The sequence below is a fragment of the Aeribacillus composti genome (assembly GCF_031760945.1).
GTDB classification, from domain to species: Bacteria; Bacillota; Bacilli; order Bacillales; family Aeribacillaceae; genus Aeribacillus; species Aeribacillus composti.
Window position 1 is genome coordinate 850,528 of record NZ_CP134501.1, and the last position, 20,045, is coordinate 870,572.

The window sequence follows — 20,045 nt, forward strand, 5'->3', positions numbered from 1 at the left end:
TGGCATGCATAGATTGTATACTCATGAGTTAACTTTTGCTTATGGACAGAATATGATTATTGAAGATCTTAATCTTACTATTCCAACGGGAGAAATTACTGTATTAATTGGAAGCAACGGTTGCGGAAAGTCGACCTTATTAAAATCTTTGGCAAGAATTTTAAAGCCAGCAGGCGGTTCAGTACTCTTGGAAGGAAAGGACATTGCCGAGCTACCGACAAAGGAAGTGGCAAAAAAACTGGCTATACTTCCGCAAGGGCCTGAAGCCCCAGAAGGATTAACTGTTTTGCAGCTTGTTAAACAAGGACGGTATCCTTATCAAAATTGGCTGAACCAATGGTCCAAGGAAGATGAAGAATTAGTTTTTCGAGCGCTTGAAGCAACTAGAATGAGTGAATTGGCAGAACGAACAGTGGACTCTTTATCAGGAGGACAAAAACAGCGTGCATGGATCGCCATGACTTTGGCGCAAAATACAGATATTATTCTTTTCGACGAGCCAACAACTTATTTAGATATAACACATCAAATTGAAATACTCGATTTATTATTTGAATTGAATATGAAAGAGAAAAGAACGATCATCATGGTTCTTCACGATTTAAATTTAGCCTGCCGTTATGCTCATCATATCGTCGTATTAAAGGATAAAAACATTTATAAACAAGGAAAACCGGAAGATGTAATGAATGTACAACTGGTCAAAGATGTTTTTGAAATGGATTGCAAAATTATTCGCGATCCGATTTTTGGAACACCGCTATGTATTCCGTTCGGAAAAGGGAGAAATATTAATAAAGTAGGGATGCAGGCATGGGAAAGTTGACGTTCGATGAAATAAAGGTGCTGTCAAAATTTCGATATTCAGAAGCAAAACGTGCAACCGATTCATCAATTGACATGGAGGAACTGCTAAAACCGGAAAAACTGCAGCTGTTTTTAAAAAATATTCAGCCTAAATTTAATGCACCTCTTTATGTAGCCGGGTCAATGTTTATTAAAAGATATGCTTTTTTAGCCGCTTTAGCTCTTTATACCATGACAATGTTTGATAAAGCTTTAAAAGTGGATATAAAAAATCTTGTCCTGATCACTGATGACGAAGATCCGCTTTGGCTGCCGGGCTTTTATTTCAAATCGAACGAAGTCACAATCGCTCCCCAAGAAAGAAAAAAATGGCGGGATGAAATGTTAACCTTATTATTTAAAGAAAACATCACCCGTCTTTTACAGGTTGTCTCAACAGAGGCAAAAATTTCAAAATGGATTCTTTGGGAAAATGTTGCGATCTATATATTTTGGATGTATGAAACATTGCTCAATGAAAAGCAGCATGAAGATAAACATGAAAAAATAAAAGAAGATTTTATTTATTGCGTGAAGGAAGCAAAAGGTGAATTGTTTGGGGATTTTAATCGGAACCCTTTAAAAAAATTTTTTGGTCCTAAGACATATTCTGATCAATATGATGATTATATTCGAAAAAGAAAAACATGCTGCCTGTTTTATTTGACAGACGATGATGGGAAAAAATGCAGAACATGCCCGAATGTTAGTGAATGTACAATAAAAAAGTAATTGGAGAGATTAAAAATGGATAACCAGTTTCAAGCTCAGGTTGATGCGCTTGTTGAAAAGTATACCGAACTCTTGCTTGGAAAATCGTCTCCTGAATTAAAAGAAAAAGTGAAAATTTGGGTGTTGTATACGTACATGGCAAAATCGATGCCGCCGCTAGTGAAACATTGGAATGAAAAATTTCCAGAAGCAAAAGAACAAATGAAAGCTATTATTAATGAAATAAAAGAATTAAATGAACAGCATAGAAATAATAAAAAACGTTGATCTAAATTTGAAGTTGTCCTCCTTATAAGTAGCAGGAGGATTTTTTATGCGGACAGAATAGTATCATTCAAAATAACTTTAAGGTTTCATAGCATTGACGTTGGACGAAACAATGGAATGCTGATAAAGGTTAAAAATTTTTTGTGCTAAAGCAAAATGCTTCTTACTTTAAAAACAGCAGATAAATATAGGATGTTATCATATAGAACGGAATGAGCTCGCCTATTCAGTAATCGATTGGGAATAACATTTCCGTCCCGTAAAAGAAATAAAACCTTACTCCGCTTGTTTACCGGAATAAGGCTGCTTTAACTCTTTATTTGCTGTCTGTTCGATTGGGGTCAGACACTTTTAAGTTCATTTTTATTGAATGTTTTGATTGTAAGGAGATTGCTGCTGCAAATAATTAGCATATTGCTGATAGCTTTGTTGTATTTTTTGGTTGTCGCACGCCTCAAGGGAATACCATCCATTTTTAAACATGACATTAAATAACTGTCGCTGGCATTTTTGCGTTTCGTCGCAAATCATTTGAATATTTTCGTATAAAACGGTGTGGCTAAGCTCATTCAAAGCTGTGCTATAACCTTGTGTCATATATTTTTCAGTTGCAAGCAAATCATTTATAAAGTCGCGGTCGTTCATTTGCGGGCTTTTTTGAACTGTTGTTTCCGGATTGCTGATTTTCGTGTTGTTTGATTGCTGGGCTTGCATAATAAATCTCCTTTCTACTGCATTTGTGGATTGCCATTTAATTGATTTAATATCTGCTGATAGTGGCGATGATGCATTTCTCCTACCTTTTCCAACTCAGCTTTAATTTCAGGAATTTGGCATTGTGAAGCAAAAAAATGTGCTTTTTTCATCGCAATTAAATTCCATGACATCATATCTGTTAAATATAGTTGATCTTTTACAGAAATAATTTGCGGCGGTTCGTTATAAATTTGATTTTGCTGCATATTTTGCATATTGGTTGGCATTTGATTCATCATAAAAGCCCCCTTTTTCAAAAATGTACAAATTTAATATCCCACAATTTTTAAAGAGTTATGCAAAAATTTTTTAACAGGAATATTGAACAAAAATTTTAAATATTTTATACTTTAGTAAAACAGAAAAAAATGAATGAATGTTCATTCAAATGAAAGGGGATTTGAAATTGTGCGTCAAATAAAAAAAGCTGCAGTACTCGGATCAGGAGTGATGGGATCCCAAATTGCAGCACATTTAGCGAATGTCGGGATTCATGTATTACTCCTGGATATTGTACCGACAGAACTAACGGCAGAAGAAAAACAGCAAGGATTGACGCTGAAAGATCCAATCGTTCGAAACCGTTATGCTCAAAAGGCCGTGCAAAGACTGCAGAAGCAGACCCCTGCTCCATTGACTGCAAAAGAAAATATAGAGCGAATTGAGATCGGGAATTTTGATGATGACATTGAGAAAATTGCTGAAGCTGATTGGGTGATTGAAGCAGTTGTGGAAAGGCTCGATATTAAACAGAAAGTTTTTGAAAAAGTGGACAAATGGCGGCGGCCAGGCAGCATTATCAGCACAAACACGTCTGGAGTTTCCGTTCATTCGATGTCAGAAAACCGCTCAGAAGATTTCCGCAAACATTTTTTAGGCACTCACTTTTTTAACCCGCCACGCTATTTGAAGCTGCTCGAAATTATTCCAACAAAAGATACTGACGAACAAGTTGTAGCATTTATGAAGAGATTTGGTGAAGATGTTCTTGGCAAAGGGGTTGTTTGCGCAAAGGATACACCGAATTTCATTGCCAATCGCATTGGAACATATGGTTTTCTTGTAACCGTACGTGAAATGCTGAAAGGGAATTATTCTGTCGGAGAAGTTGATTCCGTGACAGGGCCTTTGATCGGCAGACCAAAAAGCGCCACATTCCACACACTTGATGTAGTCGGTTTAGACACGTTTTTTCATGTCGTAAACAACGTATATGAAAGAGTGGATGGCGAAGAAAAAGAAATTTTTCGTGTCCCGGATTTTATGAAGAAAATGCATGAAAACGGCTGGATTGGGTCAAAAGCCGGGCAAGGATTCTACAAAAAAACGGGCAAAGAAATTTTAGAATTAAATGTAAATACGATGGAATATGAAAATAGAAAAAAACTGCGTGCCGATTCTATCGAAATAGCGAGACGTGAAAAAGGCACCGGGGAGAAGTTAAAAGCAGTTGTTTATTCGAACGACCGTGCAGGCACTCTTATTTGGAAAATTCTTATTCCAACGCTTCTTTATTCCGCAGAACAGCTGGACAGCATTGCCGAAACGATCGTTGACATTGACCAAGCGATGAAGTGGGGATTTGGCTGGGAGCTTGGACCGTTTGAAATGTGGGATGCAATCGGGATAAAACGATCGGTTGAAACCATTGAACAGCAGGGCGGAACAGTGCCAGCATGGGTCAAGCAAATGCTGAAGGATGGAAATGAAACGTTTTATAAGCAAAGCGAAGGCACCACTTATTTTTATCATCGGGGCGAGTACAGACTGCTGCAAACAAATATGAAACAAATTCATGTGCAATCGTTGAAAAATGAAAAATCAATCATTAAAGAAAATAACGGGGCAAGCTTAATCGATATCGGCGATGATATCGCACTGCTCGAGTTTCATTCGAAAAACAATGCGATCGGCTATGATATTGTGCAAATGATCGATTTTGCCATCGACGAAGTTGATAAAAATTATAAAGGGCTAGTCATCGGCAATGAAGGAAAACACTTTTGTGTAGGCGCAAACCTTGCGTTTATGTTAATGGAGGCGCAGGATGAAAATTATTTTGAAATTGAGCTGATGATAAGAAAGTTCCAGCAAGCGATGATGAAAATTAAATATAGTCCGAAGCCGGTTGTAGCGGCCCCTTTTCATATGACATTGGGAGGCGGCGCGGAAGTATGTTTGCCTGCCTCAAGCATTCAAGCAGCTATGGAAACTTACATTGGCCTAGTTGAAACAGGTGTTGGACTGATCCCGGGCGGGGGAGGAAACAAAGAACTGTATATAAAAATTCTTGACCAAATCGGCAATGATATTGAAATTGATTTGCAAAAGGTCGCAAATAAAACATTTGAAACGATCGCCATGGCTAAGGTGTCCAAATCCGCACAGGAAGCGCAGCAAAACGGGTTTCTTCAACCGACAGACGCCATAACCATCAATAAAGATCACCTGCTGTATGATGCGAAGCAAAAAGCGCTGTTTTTATATGAAAGCGGATACCGTCCTCCTGTCCGCAAAAAAATTCCGGTAGTTGGCGAGACCGGATATGCCGCCATGATATTAGGGGCACAAAATCTTTATTTATCGGGATACGCTTCGGAGCACGATGTAAAGATTGCTAAAAAATTAGCCTATGTGATTGCGGGAGGCAAGCTTCCATACAGGACAAAGGTAGATGAACAATATTTGCTCGATTTGGAACGGGAAGCATTTTTAAGTTTAATAGGTGAACCGAAAACACAAGCCAGGATGCAGCACATGCTGTTAAAAGGAAAACCGCTGCGCAACTGACAGAAAGGAGTTAGAAAAATGAGGGAAGCTGTCATTGTCGCTGGTGCTAGGACACCGGTTGGAAAAGCAAAAAAAGGGGCATTAGCCAACATACGACCGGATGATTTAGGAGCATTAGTAGTAAAGGAAACATTGAAGCGGGCCGGAAGCTATGACGGACATATTGATGATGTCATTATTGGTTGTGCTATGCCTGAGGCAGAACAAGGCTTAAACATTGCAAGAAATATCGCGGCGCTGGCAGGGCTCCCCTATACAGTGCCGGGAATAACCATTAACAGGTTTTGTTCTTCAGGGCTGCAGGCTATTGCTTATGCAGCTGAACGGATCATGCTTGGGCATGCGGAAGTCATTATCGCAGGAGGAACAGAATCAATGAGTCTTGTTCCAATGACTGGAAATGTATTGCGGCCAAATGCAAAGCTTGCCGAGGAAGCGCCTGAATATTACATGAGCATGGGACATACAGCCGAGCAGGTCGCACAAAAATACAATATCAGTCGAGAGGAACAAGATGAATTTGCTGTGCGGAGCCACCAAAAAGCAGCATTAGCAATTCAAAACGAAGCATTTGCTGAAGAAATCGTTCCTGTAGAAATCACGAACCGAACAGTTGATGCTAATAACAAGCTGCAGGAGAAAAAAACAATATTTCGCAAAGATGAAGGGGTTCGACCAGAAACAACAAAAGAGGTTCTTTCATCTTTAAAACCGGTATTTGCAGTAAACGGATCTGTAACGGCGGGAAATTCTTCGCAAATGAGCGACGGAGCGGCTGCCGTTATGGTAATGGATCGAAAAAAAGCGGAAGAGCTTCAGCTAAAGCCGCTGGCCAAATTCCGTTCTTTTGCTGTAGGAGGAGTGCCGCCTGAAGTGATGGGAATAGGCCCTGTCGTTGCGGTGCCAAAAGCGCTTGAATTAGCGGGTCTTGAACTTTCCGATATTGGACTCATTGAATTAAACGAAGCATTTGCTTCACAAGCGATTCAAGTAATTAGAGAACTCAAATTAGACGAAGAGAAAGTAAACGTAAACGGAGGTGCCATAGCTCTTGGACATCCTCTTGGATGTACAGGTGCAAAATTGACATTAACTCTTATCCACGAAATGAGAAGAAGAAATGAACAATTTGGATTGGTGACGATGTGTATCGGCGGCGGAATGGGTGCAGCGGGAGTTTTCGAGCTTCTATAAAAAACCAAAAGGTTAGGTTTTCTAAACATGATGGAAAATGACATGGAGTCTTCGAACTTATTTATGAATCCAAAAGGGGGAATATTGGGTGGCAAACAAAACAGAGGCCTATATAAAGGGCGGAAGCTTCATCATGGAAGAAATTCCTTTTGATCGGATCTTCACGCCGGAAGACTGTACAGAAGAACATAAAATGATTGCGAAAACAGCTGAAGATTTTGTCCTGAACGAGGTTGTTCCTTTTATTGACCGTCTTGAAAACCATGAATTTGATATTTCGGTGAAATTGCTGAAGCAAGCTGGCGAACTTGGTCTGCTCGCAGCAGATATTCCAGAAGAATATTCCGGACTAGGTCTTGATAAAGTAAGCTCTGCTCTTATTGCAGAACAATTTTCCCGCGCAGGGGGCTTCTCAATTACATTTGGAGCCCATGTAGGCATTGGCTCGCTTCCAATTGTATTGTTTGGAAATGAAGAACAGAAGAAAAAATATTTGCCCAGCCTTGCAGTCGGTGAAAAAATCGCTGCATATGCATTAACGGAACCAGGATCAGGATCAGATGCTCTTGGTGCAAAAACTACAGCGAAGCTAAATGAGGCAGGAACACATTATATTTTAAACGGAGAAAAACAATGGATCACAAATTCAGCTTTTGCAGATGTTTTTATCGTGTATGCAAAGGTGGACGGCAAACATTTCACAGCATTTATTGTTGAAAGAGATTTTCCGGGTGTTTCAACAGGTCCTGAGGAAAAGAAAATGGGGATCAAAAGCTCTTCAACAAGGACATTGATCTTAGACAACGTTTTAGTGCCAAAAGAAAATGTTTTAGGGGAAATCGGCAAAGGGCATAAAATTGCCTTCAATATTTTAAATATCGGACGATACAAATTAGCCGTCGGGGCAATCGGAGCCTGCAAGCGCATCATCGAATTGTCGGTCAAATATGCGGTGCAAAGGAAACAATTTGGACGGCCGATAGCCCAATTTCCGTTAATCCAAGAAAAGTTGGCCAATATGGCGCTGAAGCTTTATGCAATGGAAAGCTCAGTCTATCGAACGGTTGGATTGTTTGATGACCGGATGAGTTATTTAACACCTGAAGAGCAAAAGGATGGAAATGCTGTTGCCCAATCGATTGCTGAATATGCGATCGAATGCTCATTAAACAAAGTATTCGGTTCTGAAACGCTTGATTATATAGCGGATGAAGGAGTTCAAATTCATGGCGGATACGGATACATGGCGGAATATGAAGTGGAAAGGGCCTATCGCGACTCCAGAATTAACCGCATTTTTGAAGGAACGAATGAAATCAACCGCTTGCTTGTTCCGGGAATGTTTTTGAAAAAAGCAATGAAAGGGGAGCTACCTCTTCTTCAAAAAGCACAAAGCCTTCAAAAAGAACTGTTGACATGGATGCCGGAAGAAATCGGCGATGGCGTATTGGAGCAAGAAAAATATTTGTTGAAACAAGCGAAAAGAGTGACGCTTTTGCTGGCAGGTGCTGCAGCTCAAAAATTTGGCCAATCCTTGCAGCAGGAACAAGAGATTCTTGCAAATATCGCGGATGCGGTAAATAACGTTTATGCGATGGAATCCGCTATTTTGCGCACAGAAAAGGCCATTGTGAACTCAGGAGAAGAAAAGAATAAACAGAAGCTTCTTTATACACAAGTGTTTGTGCAAGAAGCGTTTCAAGAATTAGAGGCGAATGCAAAAGAAACGATTGTTGCGATCGAGGAAGGAGACGACTTGCGGATTCTTCTCTCTGCTCTAAAAAAATTGATGCGACAAATCCCTGTAAATGTCATTAAGAAAAAACGCCAAATTGCAGCTAGAGTGATTGAAGAGGAAAAATATATAGTATAACTGCGGGACTTAGGGGTGTCTAATAAGTCGTTTTTACGGCTAATTGACGCCCCCTTTAATGTTTTAGAAACGTTGATATATTGGTGTTTATAATTTTTTGTTTTCAATGGGAATTTGACTTTCTGGACAGCTCCAAAAATTTATTGATCAAGTTATTATGTTTGTCCAAATCGGATATGATAAAATATTATTGGTGTTGTATGAAGGAGGTGAGAAGGAATGGCTTTAACAATGTACTGGTATCCGAAGTGCGGAACTTGCAGAAAAGCGAAAAAATGGCTGGAAGATCACGGAATTGATTTTCGTGAAATACATATCGTGGAAAATCCTCCTTCTAAAGAAGAGTTAAAATCCTTTTATGAAAAGAGCGGATTGGAGTTAAAAAAGTTTTTTAACACGAGCGGTCAAAAATATCGTCAATTAGGTTTAAAAGAAAAAGTAAAAACAGCAACAGATGAGGAGCTCTTTGATTTGCTCGCATCAGACGGTATGCTCATTAAGCGGCCGATTGTTACCAATGGGGAAAAGGTGACCGTTGGCTTTAAAGAAGAGGAATTTGAGAAGATTTGGGGAAATTAAATTTATAAAAGATTCTATTTAAATAGAATTCTTATATAAAAATGATAATTGGAGGGAATGACATTGAATACACCAAAAGAATTGCGTTATTCTGAAGAGCATGAATGGGTAAAGGTGGAAGGTGACAAAGTAAGAATTGGGATCACTGATTTTGCGCAGTCTGAACTCGGTGACATCGTATTTGTTGAACTTCCAGAAGTTGGAGATGAAATAGTCGCTGACGAACCTTTCGGAAGCGTTGAATCAGTGAAAACAGTTTCTGAGCTTTATGCCCCTATCAGCGGAAAAGTTGTTGAAGTGAATGAGGAATTGGATGACAATCCTGAATATGTAAATGAATCTCCTTATGAAAAGGCTTGGATGATTGTTGTTGAACCAAATGACATTCAAGATGTTGAAAAATTAATGACAGCTGAAGAATATGAAGAAATGGTAAAAGAAGACTAATATGAAACCCCCGTCTCCCTTTGAGAAGGGGGTTTCCTTTTCTTTATAAATGGAAAAGTGCGGACAATCAAAGTGTTTTGTGTGAAGGAATCAACCACTTCATTTAGAATAAGTATATATCAAAAAGCATCTATAAGCAGGTGATAACAATGGCACTGATAGAAATTGAGAAAGTTATCATTGTTGAAGGAAAGTCTGATAAGAAAAAAGTAGAGAAAATTATTAATGAACCTGCTGAGATTATTTGTACAAATGGCACGTTAAGCTTGTCCAAGCTCGATGAATTGGCGGAAAGCTTATTTTTCAAGGATGTTTATATTTTAGTCGATGCAGATGAAGCAGGAGAAAAATTGAGAAAACAAATTAAGCGGGAGCTTCCGGAAGCCAACCATTTATATATAGACAAAATGTACCGTCAAGTTGCATCCGCACCTGAACAGCATATTGCCGCCGTTTTGCTGAGAGCAAATATTGATGTACATGCAAGATATTTATCATAAATGTGGAGTGTGTTCAATGATTGAAATAACAAAAGAGCAATTAGATGCGATTAGCGATGAAGAGCAAACCATTATATTTTTATATACACCTTTTTGCGGGACGTGTAAATTAGCTAAAAGCATGCTGGAAATTGTAGAAAAAATCATTCCTTCCATAAACATATATACGAAAGATTTGAATTATATCCCTGAATTTGCTGAAAAATGGAAAATTGAAAGTGTTCCATGTTTATTGATCTTTGAGAAAGGACAAATTGCCGAAAAAATATATGCGTTTCATTCTATTGACTATTTATATCAAAAGTTAAAAAGTTTTTCTACCATATAATTATATTTCCTGAGAAATATGTCAGTTTTTTCTAGAAAGCGTCGACAACTCCCAGCAGGAAGAAGGAAAGCTAGAAAGAATGAGTAAAATAAAATATTTGCTGGGGGGTTGTCAATGTTTGATTTTTTATTAGAAAAGGCAAATGATCATCATTTTTTAAAGCCTTTATTTCCGGCACGTCCTATGTTTATTGCTTTTGAGTTTGGCCAAAGCATTTATTGTTATCAATTGGATTTGGAAGGATTAAGACGAGTTGATGGAAATATCGAATCCATTGATGTAAAAATTATAGGAAATGAAGAGCAAATGGAAGAGCTCATTACAGGCCAGCTAAAGCTCCAACAACTAATGAAATTGAAAGCAGTAAAAGTTGAGGGGAGATTTCGGGATATTTTAAGATTAGAATCTGTCTTGTCTTTATTGGCCTAACAGGTTAAAATAGAGTAAAGATATCGGAAAAGAATATATTGACACAATGTTTGTTGAATGGTACAATCTCTCCCAGTTAGTTTGTATTGTTTAAAATAATGTTTTAATAGAAAAATAGCGGGTGCACATGTACAATAAAGCTTTGTCTACAATTGCGTTGAAAAAAAGGAAGGTCAATTGAATGTAATCGTGCCTTTCTGCAGCTGTGCAGGAAGGCTTTTAGTATTAAACCGAAGCTGCTGCATGTGTGAAAGAAGGTGTAAACATGATTTCTCTCAACGGTGTTACAAAAATTTATCATACGAATCATAGCCAAGTAAAAGCTGTCGATCAAGTTGATCTTCAAATCCAGAGCGGAGAAATTTTTGGGATCATCGGATACAGCGGTGCTGGGAAGAGTACATTAATACGCTTGTTAAATGGTCTTGAAAAGCCGACAAATGGGACAGTTGAAGTGGCGGGAAAAAGAATAGACCAAATTAAAGGAAAAGAACTGAGATCCGCCAGAAAAGAGATTAGTATGATCTTTCAGCATTTTAATCTATTGTGGTCAAGAACAGTGCGGGAGAACATCGCTTTTCCATTAGAAATTGCCGGCATGAAGAAAAGCGATCGGCTCAAAAGAGTTGATGAACTTATTAAACTAGTAGGTTTAGAAGGAAAAGAAGATGCATATCCCTCGCAATTGAGTGGAGGACAAAAACAAAGAGTCGGCATTGCAAGAGCTCTTGCGAACAATCCGAAAGTTCTTTTGTGCGATGAGGCGACTTCTGCTTTAGACCCTCAAACGACTGATTCCATCCTAGATTTGCTTGTAGATATTAACAAGCGATTAGGTTTAACGATTGTTTTGATCACCCATGAAATGCATGTAATTCGAAAAATTTGTCATAGAGTGGCTGTGATGGAAAACGGGAAGATTGTTGAACATGGTGATGTGTTGACGGTTTTCCGAAATCCGAAGGCTAACATTACAAAACGATTTGTTAAACAAGTTACAGAACCTGATGAAACAATGGAAACGATTGATTACCTGCTTGAAAAGTACAAGCATGGAAAGGTTGTCAAACTTACCTTTGTAGGAGACAGAGCGGAGCAGCCTATGATTTCAAAAATCATTAAAGAGTTCGATGTAGAGGTTAATATTTTGCAAGGGAAAATTTCACAAACTCAAAGTGGATCCTACGGGACGTTAATCATCCATTTTGATGGAGATGAAACTACAGTTGAACAAGCCATTGAATTTATTCGCAATCAACAAGTGGAGCTGGAGGTGATTGCGAATGTTTGAGACATTGTTGCCAAATGTAAAATGGGACAAAGTCATTGATGCAACTTATGAAACGGTTTATATGACAGCTGTTTCTGTATTTGCTACATTTTTTCTCGGAATTATTTTAGGTCTTTTATTGTTTTTAACGTCAAAGGGGAACATGTGGGAAAATCGGTTTATCCACTCGTTTGTTGCAGCAGTTGTCAATGTATTCCGTTCAATTCCCTTCATTATTTTGATCATTTTGCTGCTTCCTTTTACAAAAGCAATCGTTGGTACCATTTTAGGGGCTAATGCTGCACTTCCTGCACTCATCATTGGTGCTGCGCCTTTTTATGGAAGGATGGTGGAAATTGCACTGAGGGAAGTTGACAAGGGGGTGATTGAAGCTGCAAAATCGATGGGAGCTACAATGAGCACAATTATTTTCAAGGTACTGCTTCCAGAATCGATGCCTGCTTTAGTTTCAGGAATAACTGTCACAGCAATTGCATTGGTAAGTTATACAGCCATGGCAGGCGCCATTGGTGCCGGTGGTCTTGGAAACCTTGCCTATTTAGAGGGATTTCAGCGTAATCATAGTGATGTAACATTTGTTGCAACTGTACTCATATTGATTATTGTATTTATCATCCAATTGATCGGCGATATGATTACAAGAGCAATTGATAAGCGTTAAACGAAGGAGGAGAATAATATGAAAAAATGGCTTTTAGCGACTGTTTTAGGTGCGACGATGATATTTGCTTCTGCTTGCGGAGGTGGTAGTAATCAGGGAGGCAGCTCCGGCGGCTCTGACAATGAGAAAAATGAAGTAATTAAAGTTGGCGCATCTCCTGTTCCACATGCAGAAATTTTAGAGGAAGCAAAACCGCTTCTTGAGAAAAAAGGATATAAATTGGAAATTGAAGAATTCACTGATTATGTATTGCCGAATAAAGCTTTAGCGGAAAAGGATATTGATGCAAACTACTTCCAGCATATCCCTTACCTTGAAGCACAGAAACAAGAACATGGATATGATTTTGTCAATGCCGGCGGAATTCATATTGAGCCAATTGGCGTATATTCAAAAAAATATAAATCTTTAGAGGAGCTTCCGGATGGAGCTACTATTATCATGAGTAACTCAGTTGCTGACCATGGACGCATGCTGTCAATGCTGGAGGAAAAAGGTTTAATTAAGCTGAAAGATGGCGTTGATAAAACGAAAGCGACAGTTGATGACATAGCAGAAAACAAAAAGAATTTGAAATTCAAAACAGACATCGAAGCGCCAATGTTGACGAAAGCTTATGAAAACAATGAAGGCGACGCTGTATTAATTAACGGGAACTTTGCTCTGGATGCAGGACTTGACCCATCAAAAGATGCCATTGCTCTTGAATCGCCAAAAGACAATCCGTATGTAAACGTCATTGCTGTCCGCAGTGAAGATAAAGACTCTGAAAAAATTAAAGCTCTTGTAGAAGTGTTACAATCAGATGAAATTAAAGAATTTATTCAAACAAATTATCAAGGCTCCGTTATTCCTGCTGAATAATCAATTGGGAAGCTGTGCATATTTACGCGCAGCTTCTTTTTTTGGACCAAGCTGAGCTGGTATTGTTTGGACAAAATTTCATTTGAGAAAAAACGTACGAACTTAGGTGAAATTTATGCCGACAAAAAAGCAAATAGAAAGTGCTGTTCATTTCAATTAAGCGCTTCAGCAGAACATAAGAAAGGGAATGGGGCATTTACTCAACATAATTTTACAATTGCTTGTTTCAAAAAGGTTGAGCTATCAATAGCATGAAAGATCAGTGTCAAATGCAAGATGAATATTGTATTTTTTCTCTCCAGCGGGAATGCAGCCGAAAGGAAATATATGAAGCAGCAGGATTTGCACCAGCTTTCGAAGAAGGACTTGTGATGAGCTTAGCGGCCGCATTTAGAACGGAATGTTTTGCATGAAAAACAAATAAAGATGTAATTTTCAGTATTTTGGAGCATTTGTAAGATTGAACCTTTAATCCTTTCTCATTGGCTTAAAATGGGTTTTAAGCTGTTTTAATCAGCGATACAGCAGGTTGCTTGCAAGCTGTAATCATTGCTAACATTAAATTGTATAAAAAATGAAAGGATTGGTTCATTATTTATTTAAACCAAGAAATGATAGACATTAAATTTACGTCTGAAATGGAAAAAGCAATGCATCAATTTCACGGAATGGGATATAACGAATATAGGAGAACACATAAGAAGCGAATGAAGGTTGAAAGAAAAAGAGAACGAAATTACCGCAGCAGCCAAATTGTAACAGCTAATCTGAAAGGGAAATTGTTTTTGTCTACGCTAAACTAAATCAGCCAGTCGGCAAAGACTGGTTTTTCTTTTTATTGAATACATACAACAAGTTTGTTTGAATGATACTAAGATGACTATATACTTTGTTCCTAAAAATTTGGTAATATGAATAATGTTGTGAGATATTAAAAGGTTGTATTCACTTTTAATTTGTTATAAAATAATAATGAGAATAAATTGAGAATGATATTAATATTTGACCTATAGATTAATGGAGGTATTGGTTATGTCAGGATCTACATTAACGATTAAAGATTTGCATGTTTCCGTAGAAGGGAAAGAAATTTTAAAAGGTGTGAACCTTGAAATAAAAGGCGGAGAAATTCATGCGATCATGGGGCCGAACGGAACAGGAAAATCAACTCTTTCCTCCGCGATCATGGGACATCCAAAATATGAAGTGACACAAGGATCCATAACTCTCGACGGACAAGATGTGCTTGAGATGGAAGTAGATGAGCGTGCGCGTGCAGGACTTTTTCTTGCCATGCAATATCCAAGTGAGATCAGCGGAGTCACAAATGCTGATTTCTTGCGTTCAGCTATCAACGCCCGCCGAGGCGAAGGCAACGAAATTTCTTTAATGAAATTTATTCGCAAAATGGATGAAAAAATGGAATTTCTTGAAATGGATCAAGGGATGGCGCAGCGATATTTAAATGAAGGATTCTCGGGCGGTGAGAAAAAGCGGAATGAAATACTTCAATTAATGATGCTTGAGCCTAAGATTGCCATCTTGGACGAAATTGATTCAGGCTTAGATATTGATGCGTTGAAAATTGTTTCCAAAGGTATCAACGAAATGCGGAGCCCTGAGTTTGGCTGCTTGATTATTACACACTATCAACGTTTGTTAAACTATATTACACCGGATTTTGTTCATGTTATGATGCAAGGAAGAATCGTGAAATCCGGCGGAGCAGAACTAGCTCAGCGTCTTGAAGCAGAAGGATATGACTGGATTAAAAAGGAATTAGGCATCGAAGACGAAACAGTAGGGCAAGAAGCGTAAGTGTTAGGAGGATCAAAATGACTGTAGAAACGAAACTACCGTTTGACCAGAAATATATAGAAAATTTCTCCAAACAGTTAGGTGAACCGGACTGGCTGAAAGATCTTCGCTTGCTTGCTCTTGCAAAAGCTGAAGAGCTTCCATTGCCAAAGCCGGATAAAACAAAAATCGACAAATGGAATTTCTCTCAGTTTTCTAAACATGTCGTTTCCAGCAGCACTCTATCTTCTCTTGATGAGCTGCCGGAAGAAGTAAAAACGCTTATTGACGCAGATGAAGAACATAAAAATCTCTATATACAACGTGACAATACGCCTGCTTTTTTGACAGTCTCTGAAGATTTGAAAGAAAAAGGAGTTATTTTTACTGACATTCACACGGCTGCGAAGGAACACGGAGACTTGCTTCAGCAATATTTTATGAAAGATGGAGTAAAAATTGATGAACATCGGCTGACAGCTTTGCACGCAGCCTATTTAAACGGCGGGGTCTTTGTGTATGTGCCGAAAAATGTAGAAGTGGAAAAGCCTCTTCAGGCGGTTTTTATACATGAAAACCCTGAAGCCAATTTGTTTAATCATGTGATCATCGTTGCGGATGATAATAGTTCTGTTACGTATGTCGAAAACTACATCTCGACCACCGAAACAGAGGGTGCTGTGTTTAATTTAATTACCGAAGTTATCGCCAATACTAATGCGAAAGTTTCTTACGGTGCGGTTGACAATCTGACTGAAAACATCACAACATATGTGAACCGCCGCGGGGTTGCTGGACGCGATGCAAAAATTCTTTGGGCATTAGGATTAATGAATGACGGCAATACGATTTCTGAAAACACAACAAATCTTGTCGGAGACGGTTCTATAGGCGATACAAAAACAGTTGTTGTTGGGAGAGGAAGCCAGATTCAAAACTTTACGACGAAGGTCGTTCACTTTGGCAAACATACCGAAGGCAACATTTTAAAACATGGTGTTATGAAAGACAGTGCGACGTCCATTTTTAACGGCATCGGCAAAATTGAGCACGGTGCATCGAAATCAAATGCTGAGCAGGAATCCCGCGTTTTAATGTTAAGTGAAAAGGCAAGAGGAGACGCAAATCCGATTTTGCTCATTGATGAAGATGATGTTGTCGCCGGCCATGCCGCATCTGTGGGACGTGTTGACCCGATTCAGCTCTACTATTTAATGAGCAGAGGAATTTCAAAATCGGAGGCTGAGCGATTAATTATTCATGGATTTTTAGATCCTGTTGTAAGACAAATGCCGATTGAAAGTGTAAAAAACCAATTGACAGAGGTTATTGAAAGGAAAGTTCGGTAATGGATATTAAAGAAATTCGCAAACAGTTCCCGATCCTTAGTCAAAAGGTCAACGGCCGCGATTTAGTTTATTTGGATAATGCTGCAACATCGCAAAAGCCAAATGTCGTCATTGATGCAATCACAAAATACTACCGCGAGTACAATTCAAATGTGCATCGCGGTGTTCATACACTTGGTACAAAAGCTACAGATGCCTATGAAGGTTCACGGGAAAGAGTTCGTCAATTTATTAACGCAAAATCCGTCCAGGAAATTATTTTTACACGGGGAACAACAACAGGACTAAATATGGTGGCACAGAGCTATGGAAGGGCCAATTTAAATGAAGGCGATGAAATTGTCATTACGTACATGGAGCATCATGCCAATTTAATTCCATGGCAGCAAGTTGCAAAAGAAACAGGAGCTACGTTAAAATATATACCACTAAAAGAAGACGGAACTATCTCGTTAAGTGATGTTCGAAATACGATTACAGCCAATACGAAAATTGTTTCGATTGCGCTCGTATCCAATGTTCTTGGCACGATCAATCCAGTAAAAGAAATAGGCGAAATTGCTCATCAAAACGGAGCTGTTCTTGTCGTAGATGCTGCTCAAGGAGCACCACATATGAAAATTGATGTTCAAGATTTAAATTGTGATTTTCTTGCTTTCTCGGGACATAAAATGTGTGCTCCGACAGGAATCGGTGTTCTATACGGAAAAAAAGAGCTGCTCGAAAATATGGAACCGGTTGAAACCGGCGGAGAGATGATTGATTTTGTCGGTTTATATGAATCTACATGGAAGGAGCTCCCATGGAAATTTGAAGCTGGTACACCAATTATTGCCGGAGCAGTTGGATTAGCCGCAGCAATTGACTTTTTGGAAGAAATTGGGCTTGAGAATATTTTCAATCATGAACATAGACTTGCACAATATGCATTGGAGCAATGCTCAAATATTGAAGGCATGACAATTTACGGACCGAAAGAACGGGCTGGGCTCGTTACCTTCAACCTCGAAGGCATTCATCCTCACGATGTGGCAACTGTTCTGGATGCGGAAGGTATTGCGATCCGAGCCGGGCACCATTGCGCCCAGCCATTGATGAAATGCTTAGAAGTATCAGCGACAGCACGGGCGAGCTTTTATCTATATAATACTGAAGAAGAAATTGATTTATTCATTCGCGCAATTCAAAAAACAAAGGAGTATTTCGGCAATGTCATTTGATAATCTTGACACATTGTATCGTCAAGTCATTATGGATCACTATAAAAATCCTAGAAATAAAGGCTCTCTTCAAGACAGCGTTACGGTTGACATGAACAATCCAACCTGCGGTGATAGAATTCATTTGACAATGAAAATTGAAGATGGAAAAGTCATCGATGCGAAGTTTGAAGGGGAAGGCTGCTCCATTTCGATGTCATCGGCATCCATGATGACCGAAGCGATCAAAGGACAAACGATTGAAAATGCTCTTAAGCTTTCTAAAATCTTCTCCGATATGATGCAAGGCAAGGAATACGATGATGATATTGATTTAGGAGATATTGAAGCATTGCAAGGCGTTTCAAAATTTCCAGCTCGAATCAAATGTGCAACGCTTGCCTGGAAAGCGATGGAAAAAGGTGTGCGATCTGAAGTCGAGTGATAAAATTAAATTAGATTGGAGTGAGAAAGTATGGCGAAAAAAATGCCTGAAATAGGCGATTATAAGTATGGTTTTGTCGATAAAGACGTTTCTATATACCGAGCAGAACGCGGATTGACAAGAGAAATTGTTGAACAAATTTCGAAAATGAAAAATGAGCCTGAGTGGATGCTGCAATTCCGCTTGAAAGCTTTAGACCATTTTTATAAAATGCCAATGCCTCAATGGGGCGGCGATTTGTCTGCTTTAGATTTCGATGAAATTACTTATTACGTAAAACCTTCTGAACACTCAGGACGTTCTTGGGATGAAGTTCCAGAAGAAATTAAACGCACTTTTGATAAGCTCGGAATTCCTGAAGCGGAACAAAAATATTTAGCAGGTGTTTCTGCCCAATACGAATCAGAAGTTGTGTATCACAATATGAAAGAAGACCTTGAAAAAATGGGCATCATTTTTAAAGATACAGACAGCGCCTTAAAAGAAAACGAGGACATCTTTAAAAAATATTGGGCGACGGTCGTTCCGCCGACTGATAACAAATTTGCCGCTTTAAACTCTGCAGTTTGGTCAGGGGGTTCATTTATTTACGTTCCGCCTGGAGTAAAAGTTGATACGCCTTTGCAAGCATATTTCCGAATTAATTCAGAAAACATGGGACAATTTGAACGTACGTTAATTATAGTTGATGAAGGTGCCCACGTTCATTATGTTGAAGGATGTACGGCGCCTGTCTACACAACTAACTCGCTGCACAGTGCTGTTGTAGAAATCATTGTGAAAAAGGGAGCCTATTGCCGCTATACAACGATTCAAAACTGGGCAAACAATGTGTATAACTTAGTAACGAAACGTGCGGTTTGTGAAGAAAATGCAACAATGGAATGGATTGACGGAAACATCGGTTCGAAATTAACTATGAAATATCCTGCAGTCGTATTGAAAGGTGAAGGTGCACGGGGCATGACATTGTCCATTGCCCTTGCCGGTAAAGGTCAACATCAAGATGCAGGAGCGAAAATGCTTCATTTAGCGCCGAATACTTCATCTACGATTGTTTCGAAATCGATCTCGAAACAAGGTGGAAAAGTAACGTACCGAGGTATTGTCCATTTTGGTCGGAAAGCAGATGGAGCACGTGCAAACATTGAATGCGACACATTAATCATGGATAACCAATCAACTTCCGACACGATTCCATATAATGAAATCCTAAACGATAATATATCTTTGGAACATGAAGCAAAAGTATCGAAAGTATCTGAAGAGCAGCTGTTTTATCTCATGAGCCGCGGCATTTCTGAAGAGGAAGCAACCGAAATGATCGTTATGGGATTCATTGAACCATTCACAAAAGAGCTGCCAATGGAATACGCCGTTGAAATGAACCGCCTCATCAAGTTTGAAATGGAAGGAAGTATTGGATAATCCTTATAATACTAAGGGGGTGTCTAATAAGTCGTTTTTACGGCTTATTGACGCCCCCATTATTTTAGAAAAGTTGATATATCGGTGTTTATAATTTTTTGTTTTCAATGGGGATTTGACTTTTCGGACAGTCCCACAATTCACCCACAAAAATTAGATATTCATGTTTGTATTATACCGTTAATACAACTCCAGTGCCTCGTCCTCAATTTTCTTGGTCACATGGAGATATGTGTCAGCGGTATTTTTATGCTTTAGTATCTTAATCTT

General features: G+C 38.8%; 22 protein-coding genes. 20 read left to right on the plus strand and 2 right to left on the minus strand.

Going from position 1 to position 20,045, the window contains the following annotated elements; genetic code table 11:
• Positions 1–4: 4 nt before the first annotated feature.
• Genes RI196_RS04195 through RI196_RS04205 form a run of 3 tightly spaced genes read left to right on the plus strand, consistent with a single transcriptional unit; the run spans position 5 to position 1,845 of the window.
• Entirely contained in the window at positions 5–826 is an 822-nt protein-coding gene (locus RI196_RS04195) for an ABC transporter ATP-binding protein (protein ID WP_063386944.1), read from the plus strand.
• Positions 814–1,578, plus strand: a complete 765-nt coding sequence (locus RI196_RS04200) for an IucA/IucC family C-terminal-domain containing protein (RefSeq protein WP_311066984.1) — start codon at positions 814–816, stop codon at positions 1,576–1,578. Before RI196_RS04195 ends, RI196_RS04200 begins: the two co-directional genes overlap by 13 nt.
• Before the next feature lie 15 nt (positions 1,579–1,593).
• Positions 1,594–1,845, plus strand: coding sequence for a DUF2573 family protein (locus RI196_RS04205; RefSeq protein ID WP_094245242.1), 252 nt, complete (start codon positions 1,594–1,596; stop codon positions 1,843–1,845).
• A 363-nt stretch (positions 1,846–2,208) separates the two neighbouring features.
• Here the strand turns inward: RI196_RS04205 and RI196_RS04210 are convergent, their stop codons facing one another.
• Both RI196_RS04210 and RI196_RS04215 read right to left on the minus strand, forming a co-directional pair.
• Positions 2,209–2,559, minus strand: coding sequence for a spore coat protein (locus RI196_RS04210; RefSeq protein WP_063386942.1), 351 nt, complete (start codon positions 2,557–2,559; stop codon positions 2,209–2,211).
• 14 nt (positions 2,560–2,573) lie between these two features.
• A complete protein-coding gene (locus RI196_RS04215) occupies positions 2,574–2,837 on the minus strand; it encodes a hypothetical protein (RefSeq protein WP_133309146.1) in 264 nt (87 codons plus the stop codon).
• Positions 2,838–3,009: 172 nt separating this feature from the next.
• On the opposite strand from RI196_RS04215, the gene RI196_RS04220 reads away from it, so the two are divergent.
• The 17 genes from RI196_RS04220 to sufB all read left to right on the plus strand — a co-directional run bounded on the left by RI196_RS04220 (position 3,010) and on the right by sufB (position 19,775).
• A complete protein-coding gene (locus RI196_RS04220) occupies positions 3,010–5,391 on the plus strand; it encodes a 3-hydroxyacyl-CoA dehydrogenase/enoyl-CoA hydratase family protein (protein WP_311066985.1) in 2,382 nt (793 codons plus the stop codon).
• A gap of 18 nt (positions 5,392–5,409) precedes the next feature.
• Complete coding sequence (locus RI196_RS04225) at positions 5,410–6,585, plus strand: acetyl-CoA C-acetyltransferase (RefSeq protein ID WP_066249187.1); 1,176 nt, start codon at positions 5,410–5,412, stop codon at positions 6,583–6,585.
• A gap of 133 nt (positions 6,586–6,718) precedes the next feature.
• Complete coding sequence (locus tag RI196_RS04230) at positions 6,719–8,458, plus strand: acyl-CoA dehydrogenase FadE (RefSeq protein ID WP_063386989.1); 1,740 nt, start codon at positions 6,719–6,721, stop codon at positions 8,456–8,458.
• Positions 8,459–8,677: 219 nt separating this feature from the next.
• Positions 8,678–9,037, plus strand: coding sequence for an arsenate reductase family protein (locus RI196_RS04235; protein WP_063386939.1), 360 nt, complete (start codon positions 8,678–8,680; stop codon positions 9,035–9,037).
• Positions 9,038–9,100: 63 nt separating this feature from the next.
• Positions 9,101–9,484, plus strand: a complete 384-nt coding sequence (gene gcvH / locus RI196_RS04240; protein WP_063386938.1) for a glycine cleavage system protein GcvH — start codon at positions 9,101–9,103, stop codon at positions 9,482–9,484.
• Positions 9,485–9,633: 149 nt separating this feature from the next.
• The gene (locus tag RI196_RS04245) at positions 9,634–9,984 is read left to right on the plus strand and encodes a toprim domain-containing protein (protein WP_063386937.1); all 351 of its coding nucleotides are present in this window, start codon (positions 9,634–9,636) and stop codon (positions 9,982–9,984) included.
• Positions 9,985–10,000: 16 nt separating this feature from the next.
• The gene (locus RI196_RS04250; RefSeq protein WP_063386936.1) at positions 10,001–10,312 is read left to right on the plus strand and encodes a thioredoxin family protein; all 312 of its coding nucleotides are present in this window, start codon (positions 10,001–10,003) and stop codon (positions 10,310–10,312) included.
• A 114-nt stretch (positions 10,313–10,426) separates the two neighbouring features.
• Complete coding sequence (locus RI196_RS04255) at positions 10,427–10,741, plus strand: SCP2 sterol-binding domain-containing protein (RefSeq protein ID WP_063386935.1); 315 nt, start codon at positions 10,427–10,429, stop codon at positions 10,739–10,741.
• A 265-nt stretch (positions 10,742–11,006) separates the two neighbouring features.
• On the plus strand, positions 11,007–12,032 hold the full coding sequence (locus RI196_RS04260) for a methionine ABC transporter ATP-binding protein (protein ID WP_063386934.1): 1,026 nt from the start codon (positions 11,007–11,009) through the stop codon (positions 12,030–12,032).
• On the plus strand, positions 12,025–12,693 hold the full coding sequence (locus tag RI196_RS04265; protein WP_063386933.1) for a methionine ABC transporter permease: 669 nt from the start codon (positions 12,025–12,027) through the stop codon (positions 12,691–12,693). The genes RI196_RS04260 and RI196_RS04265 overlap by 8 nt, the downstream gene beginning before the upstream one ends.
• An 18-nt stretch (positions 12,694–12,711) precedes the next feature.
• A complete protein-coding gene (locus tag RI196_RS04270) occupies positions 12,712–13,557 on the plus strand; it encodes a MetQ/NlpA family ABC transporter substrate-binding protein (RefSeq protein ID WP_063386932.1) in 846 nt (281 codons plus the stop codon).
• A 668-nt stretch (positions 13,558–14,225) separates the two neighbouring features.
• The gene (locus tag RI196_RS18780) at positions 14,226–14,360 is read left to right on the plus strand and encodes a YuzK family famiily protein (protein WP_498710709.1); all 135 of its coding nucleotides are present in this window, start codon (positions 14,226–14,228) and stop codon (positions 14,358–14,360) included.
• Positions 14,361–14,589: 229 nt separating this feature from the next.
• Entirely contained in the window at positions 14,590–15,375 is a 786-nt protein-coding gene (sufC, locus tag RI196_RS04275; protein WP_063386930.1) for a Fe-S cluster assembly ATPase SufC, read from the plus strand.
• A 17-nt stretch (positions 15,376–15,392) separates the two neighbouring features.
• Entirely contained in the window at positions 15,393–16,703 is a 1,311-nt protein-coding gene (sufD, locus tag RI196_RS04280; RefSeq protein ID WP_311066986.1) for a Fe-S cluster assembly protein SufD, read from the plus strand.
• Entirely contained in the window at positions 16,703–17,923 is a 1,221-nt protein-coding gene (locus RI196_RS04285) for a cysteine desulfurase (protein WP_063386928.1), read from the plus strand. Before sufD ends, RI196_RS04285 begins: the two co-directional genes overlap by 1 nt.
• Positions 17,913–18,347: a Fe-S cluster assembly sulfur transfer protein SufU gene (sufU, locus tag RI196_RS04290; protein ID WP_063386927.1), complete on the plus strand. Its 435-nt coding sequence runs from the start codon at positions 17,913–17,915 to the stop codon at positions 18,345–18,347. The genes RI196_RS04285 and sufU overlap by 11 nt, the downstream gene beginning before the upstream one ends.
• A 30-nt stretch (positions 18,348–18,377) precedes the next feature.
• Entirely contained in the window at positions 18,378–19,775 is a 1,398-nt protein-coding gene (gene sufB / locus RI196_RS04295; protein ID WP_063386926.1) for a Fe-S cluster assembly protein SufB, read from the plus strand.
• Positions 19,776–20,045 lie beyond the last annotated feature (270 nt).

Bases quoted from the DNA above. Each gene is read 5' to 3' on its own strand.
- RI196_RS04195 (WP_063386944.1), top strand. From the start codon at position 5: ATGCATAGATTGTATACTCATGAGTTAACTTTTGCTTATGGACAGAAT.
- RI196_RS04200 (WP_311066984.1), top strand. From the start codon at position 814: ATGGGAAAGTTGACGTTCGATGAAATAAAGGTGCTGTCAAAATTTCGA.
- RI196_RS04205 (WP_094245242.1), top strand. From the start codon at position 1,594: ATGGATAACCAGTTTCAAGCTCAGGTTGATGCGCTTGTTGAAAAGTAT.
- RI196_RS04210 (WP_063386942.1), bottom strand. From the start codon at position 2,559: ATGCAAGCCCAGCAATCAAACAACACGAAAATCAGCAATCCGGAAACA.
- RI196_RS04215 (WP_133309146.1), bottom strand. From the start codon at position 2,837: ATGAATCAAATGCCAACCAATATGCAAAATATGCAGCAAAATCAAATT.
- RI196_RS04225 (WP_066249187.1), top strand. From the start codon at position 5,410: ATGAGGGAAGCTGTCATTGTCGCTGGTGCTAGGACACCGGTTGGAAAA.
- RI196_RS04230 (WP_063386989.1), top strand. From the start codon at position 6,719: ATGGAAGAAATTCCTTTTGATCGGATCTTCACGCCGGAAGACTGTACA.
- RI196_RS04235 (WP_063386939.1), top strand. From the start codon at position 8,678: ATGGCTTTAACAATGTACTGGTATCCGAAGTGCGGAACTTGCAGAAAA.
- RI196_RS04245 (WP_063386937.1), top strand. From the start codon at position 9,634: ATGGCACTGATAGAAATTGAGAAAGTTATCATTGTTGAAGGAAAGTCT.
- RI196_RS04250 (WP_063386936.1), top strand. From the start codon at position 10,001: ATGATTGAAATAACAAAAGAGCAATTAGATGCGATTAGCGATGAAGAG.
- RI196_RS04255 (WP_063386935.1), top strand. From the start codon at position 10,427: ATGTTTGATTTTTTATTAGAAAAGGCAAATGATCATCATTTTTTAAAG.
- RI196_RS04260 (WP_063386934.1), top strand. From the start codon at position 11,007: ATGATTTCTCTCAACGGTGTTACAAAAATTTATCATACGAATCATAGC.
- RI196_RS04265 (WP_063386933.1), top strand. From the start codon at position 12,025: ATGTTTGAGACATTGTTGCCAAATGTAAAATGGGACAAAGTCATTGAT.
- RI196_RS04270 (WP_063386932.1), top strand. From the start codon at position 12,712: ATGAAAAAATGGCTTTTAGCGACTGTTTTAGGTGCGACGATGATATTT.
- RI196_RS18780 (WP_498710709.1), top strand. From the start codon at position 14,226: ATGGGATATAACGAATATAGGAGAACACATAAGAAGCGAATGAAGGTT.
- sufC (WP_063386930.1), top strand. From the start codon at position 14,590: ATGTCAGGATCTACATTAACGATTAAAGATTTGCATGTTTCCGTAGAA.
- sufD (WP_311066986.1), top strand. From the start codon at position 15,393: ATGACTGTAGAAACGAAACTACCGTTTGACCAGAAATATATAGAAAAT.
- RI196_RS04285 (WP_063386928.1), top strand. From the start codon at position 16,703: ATGGATATTAAAGAAATTCGCAAACAGTTCCCGATCCTTAGTCAAAAG.
- sufU (WP_063386927.1), top strand. From the start codon at position 17,913: ATGTCATTTGATAATCTTGACACATTGTATCGTCAAGTCATTATGGAT.
- sufB (WP_063386926.1), top strand. From the start codon at position 18,378: ATGGCGAAAAAAATGCCTGAAATAGGCGATTATAAGTATGGTTTTGTC.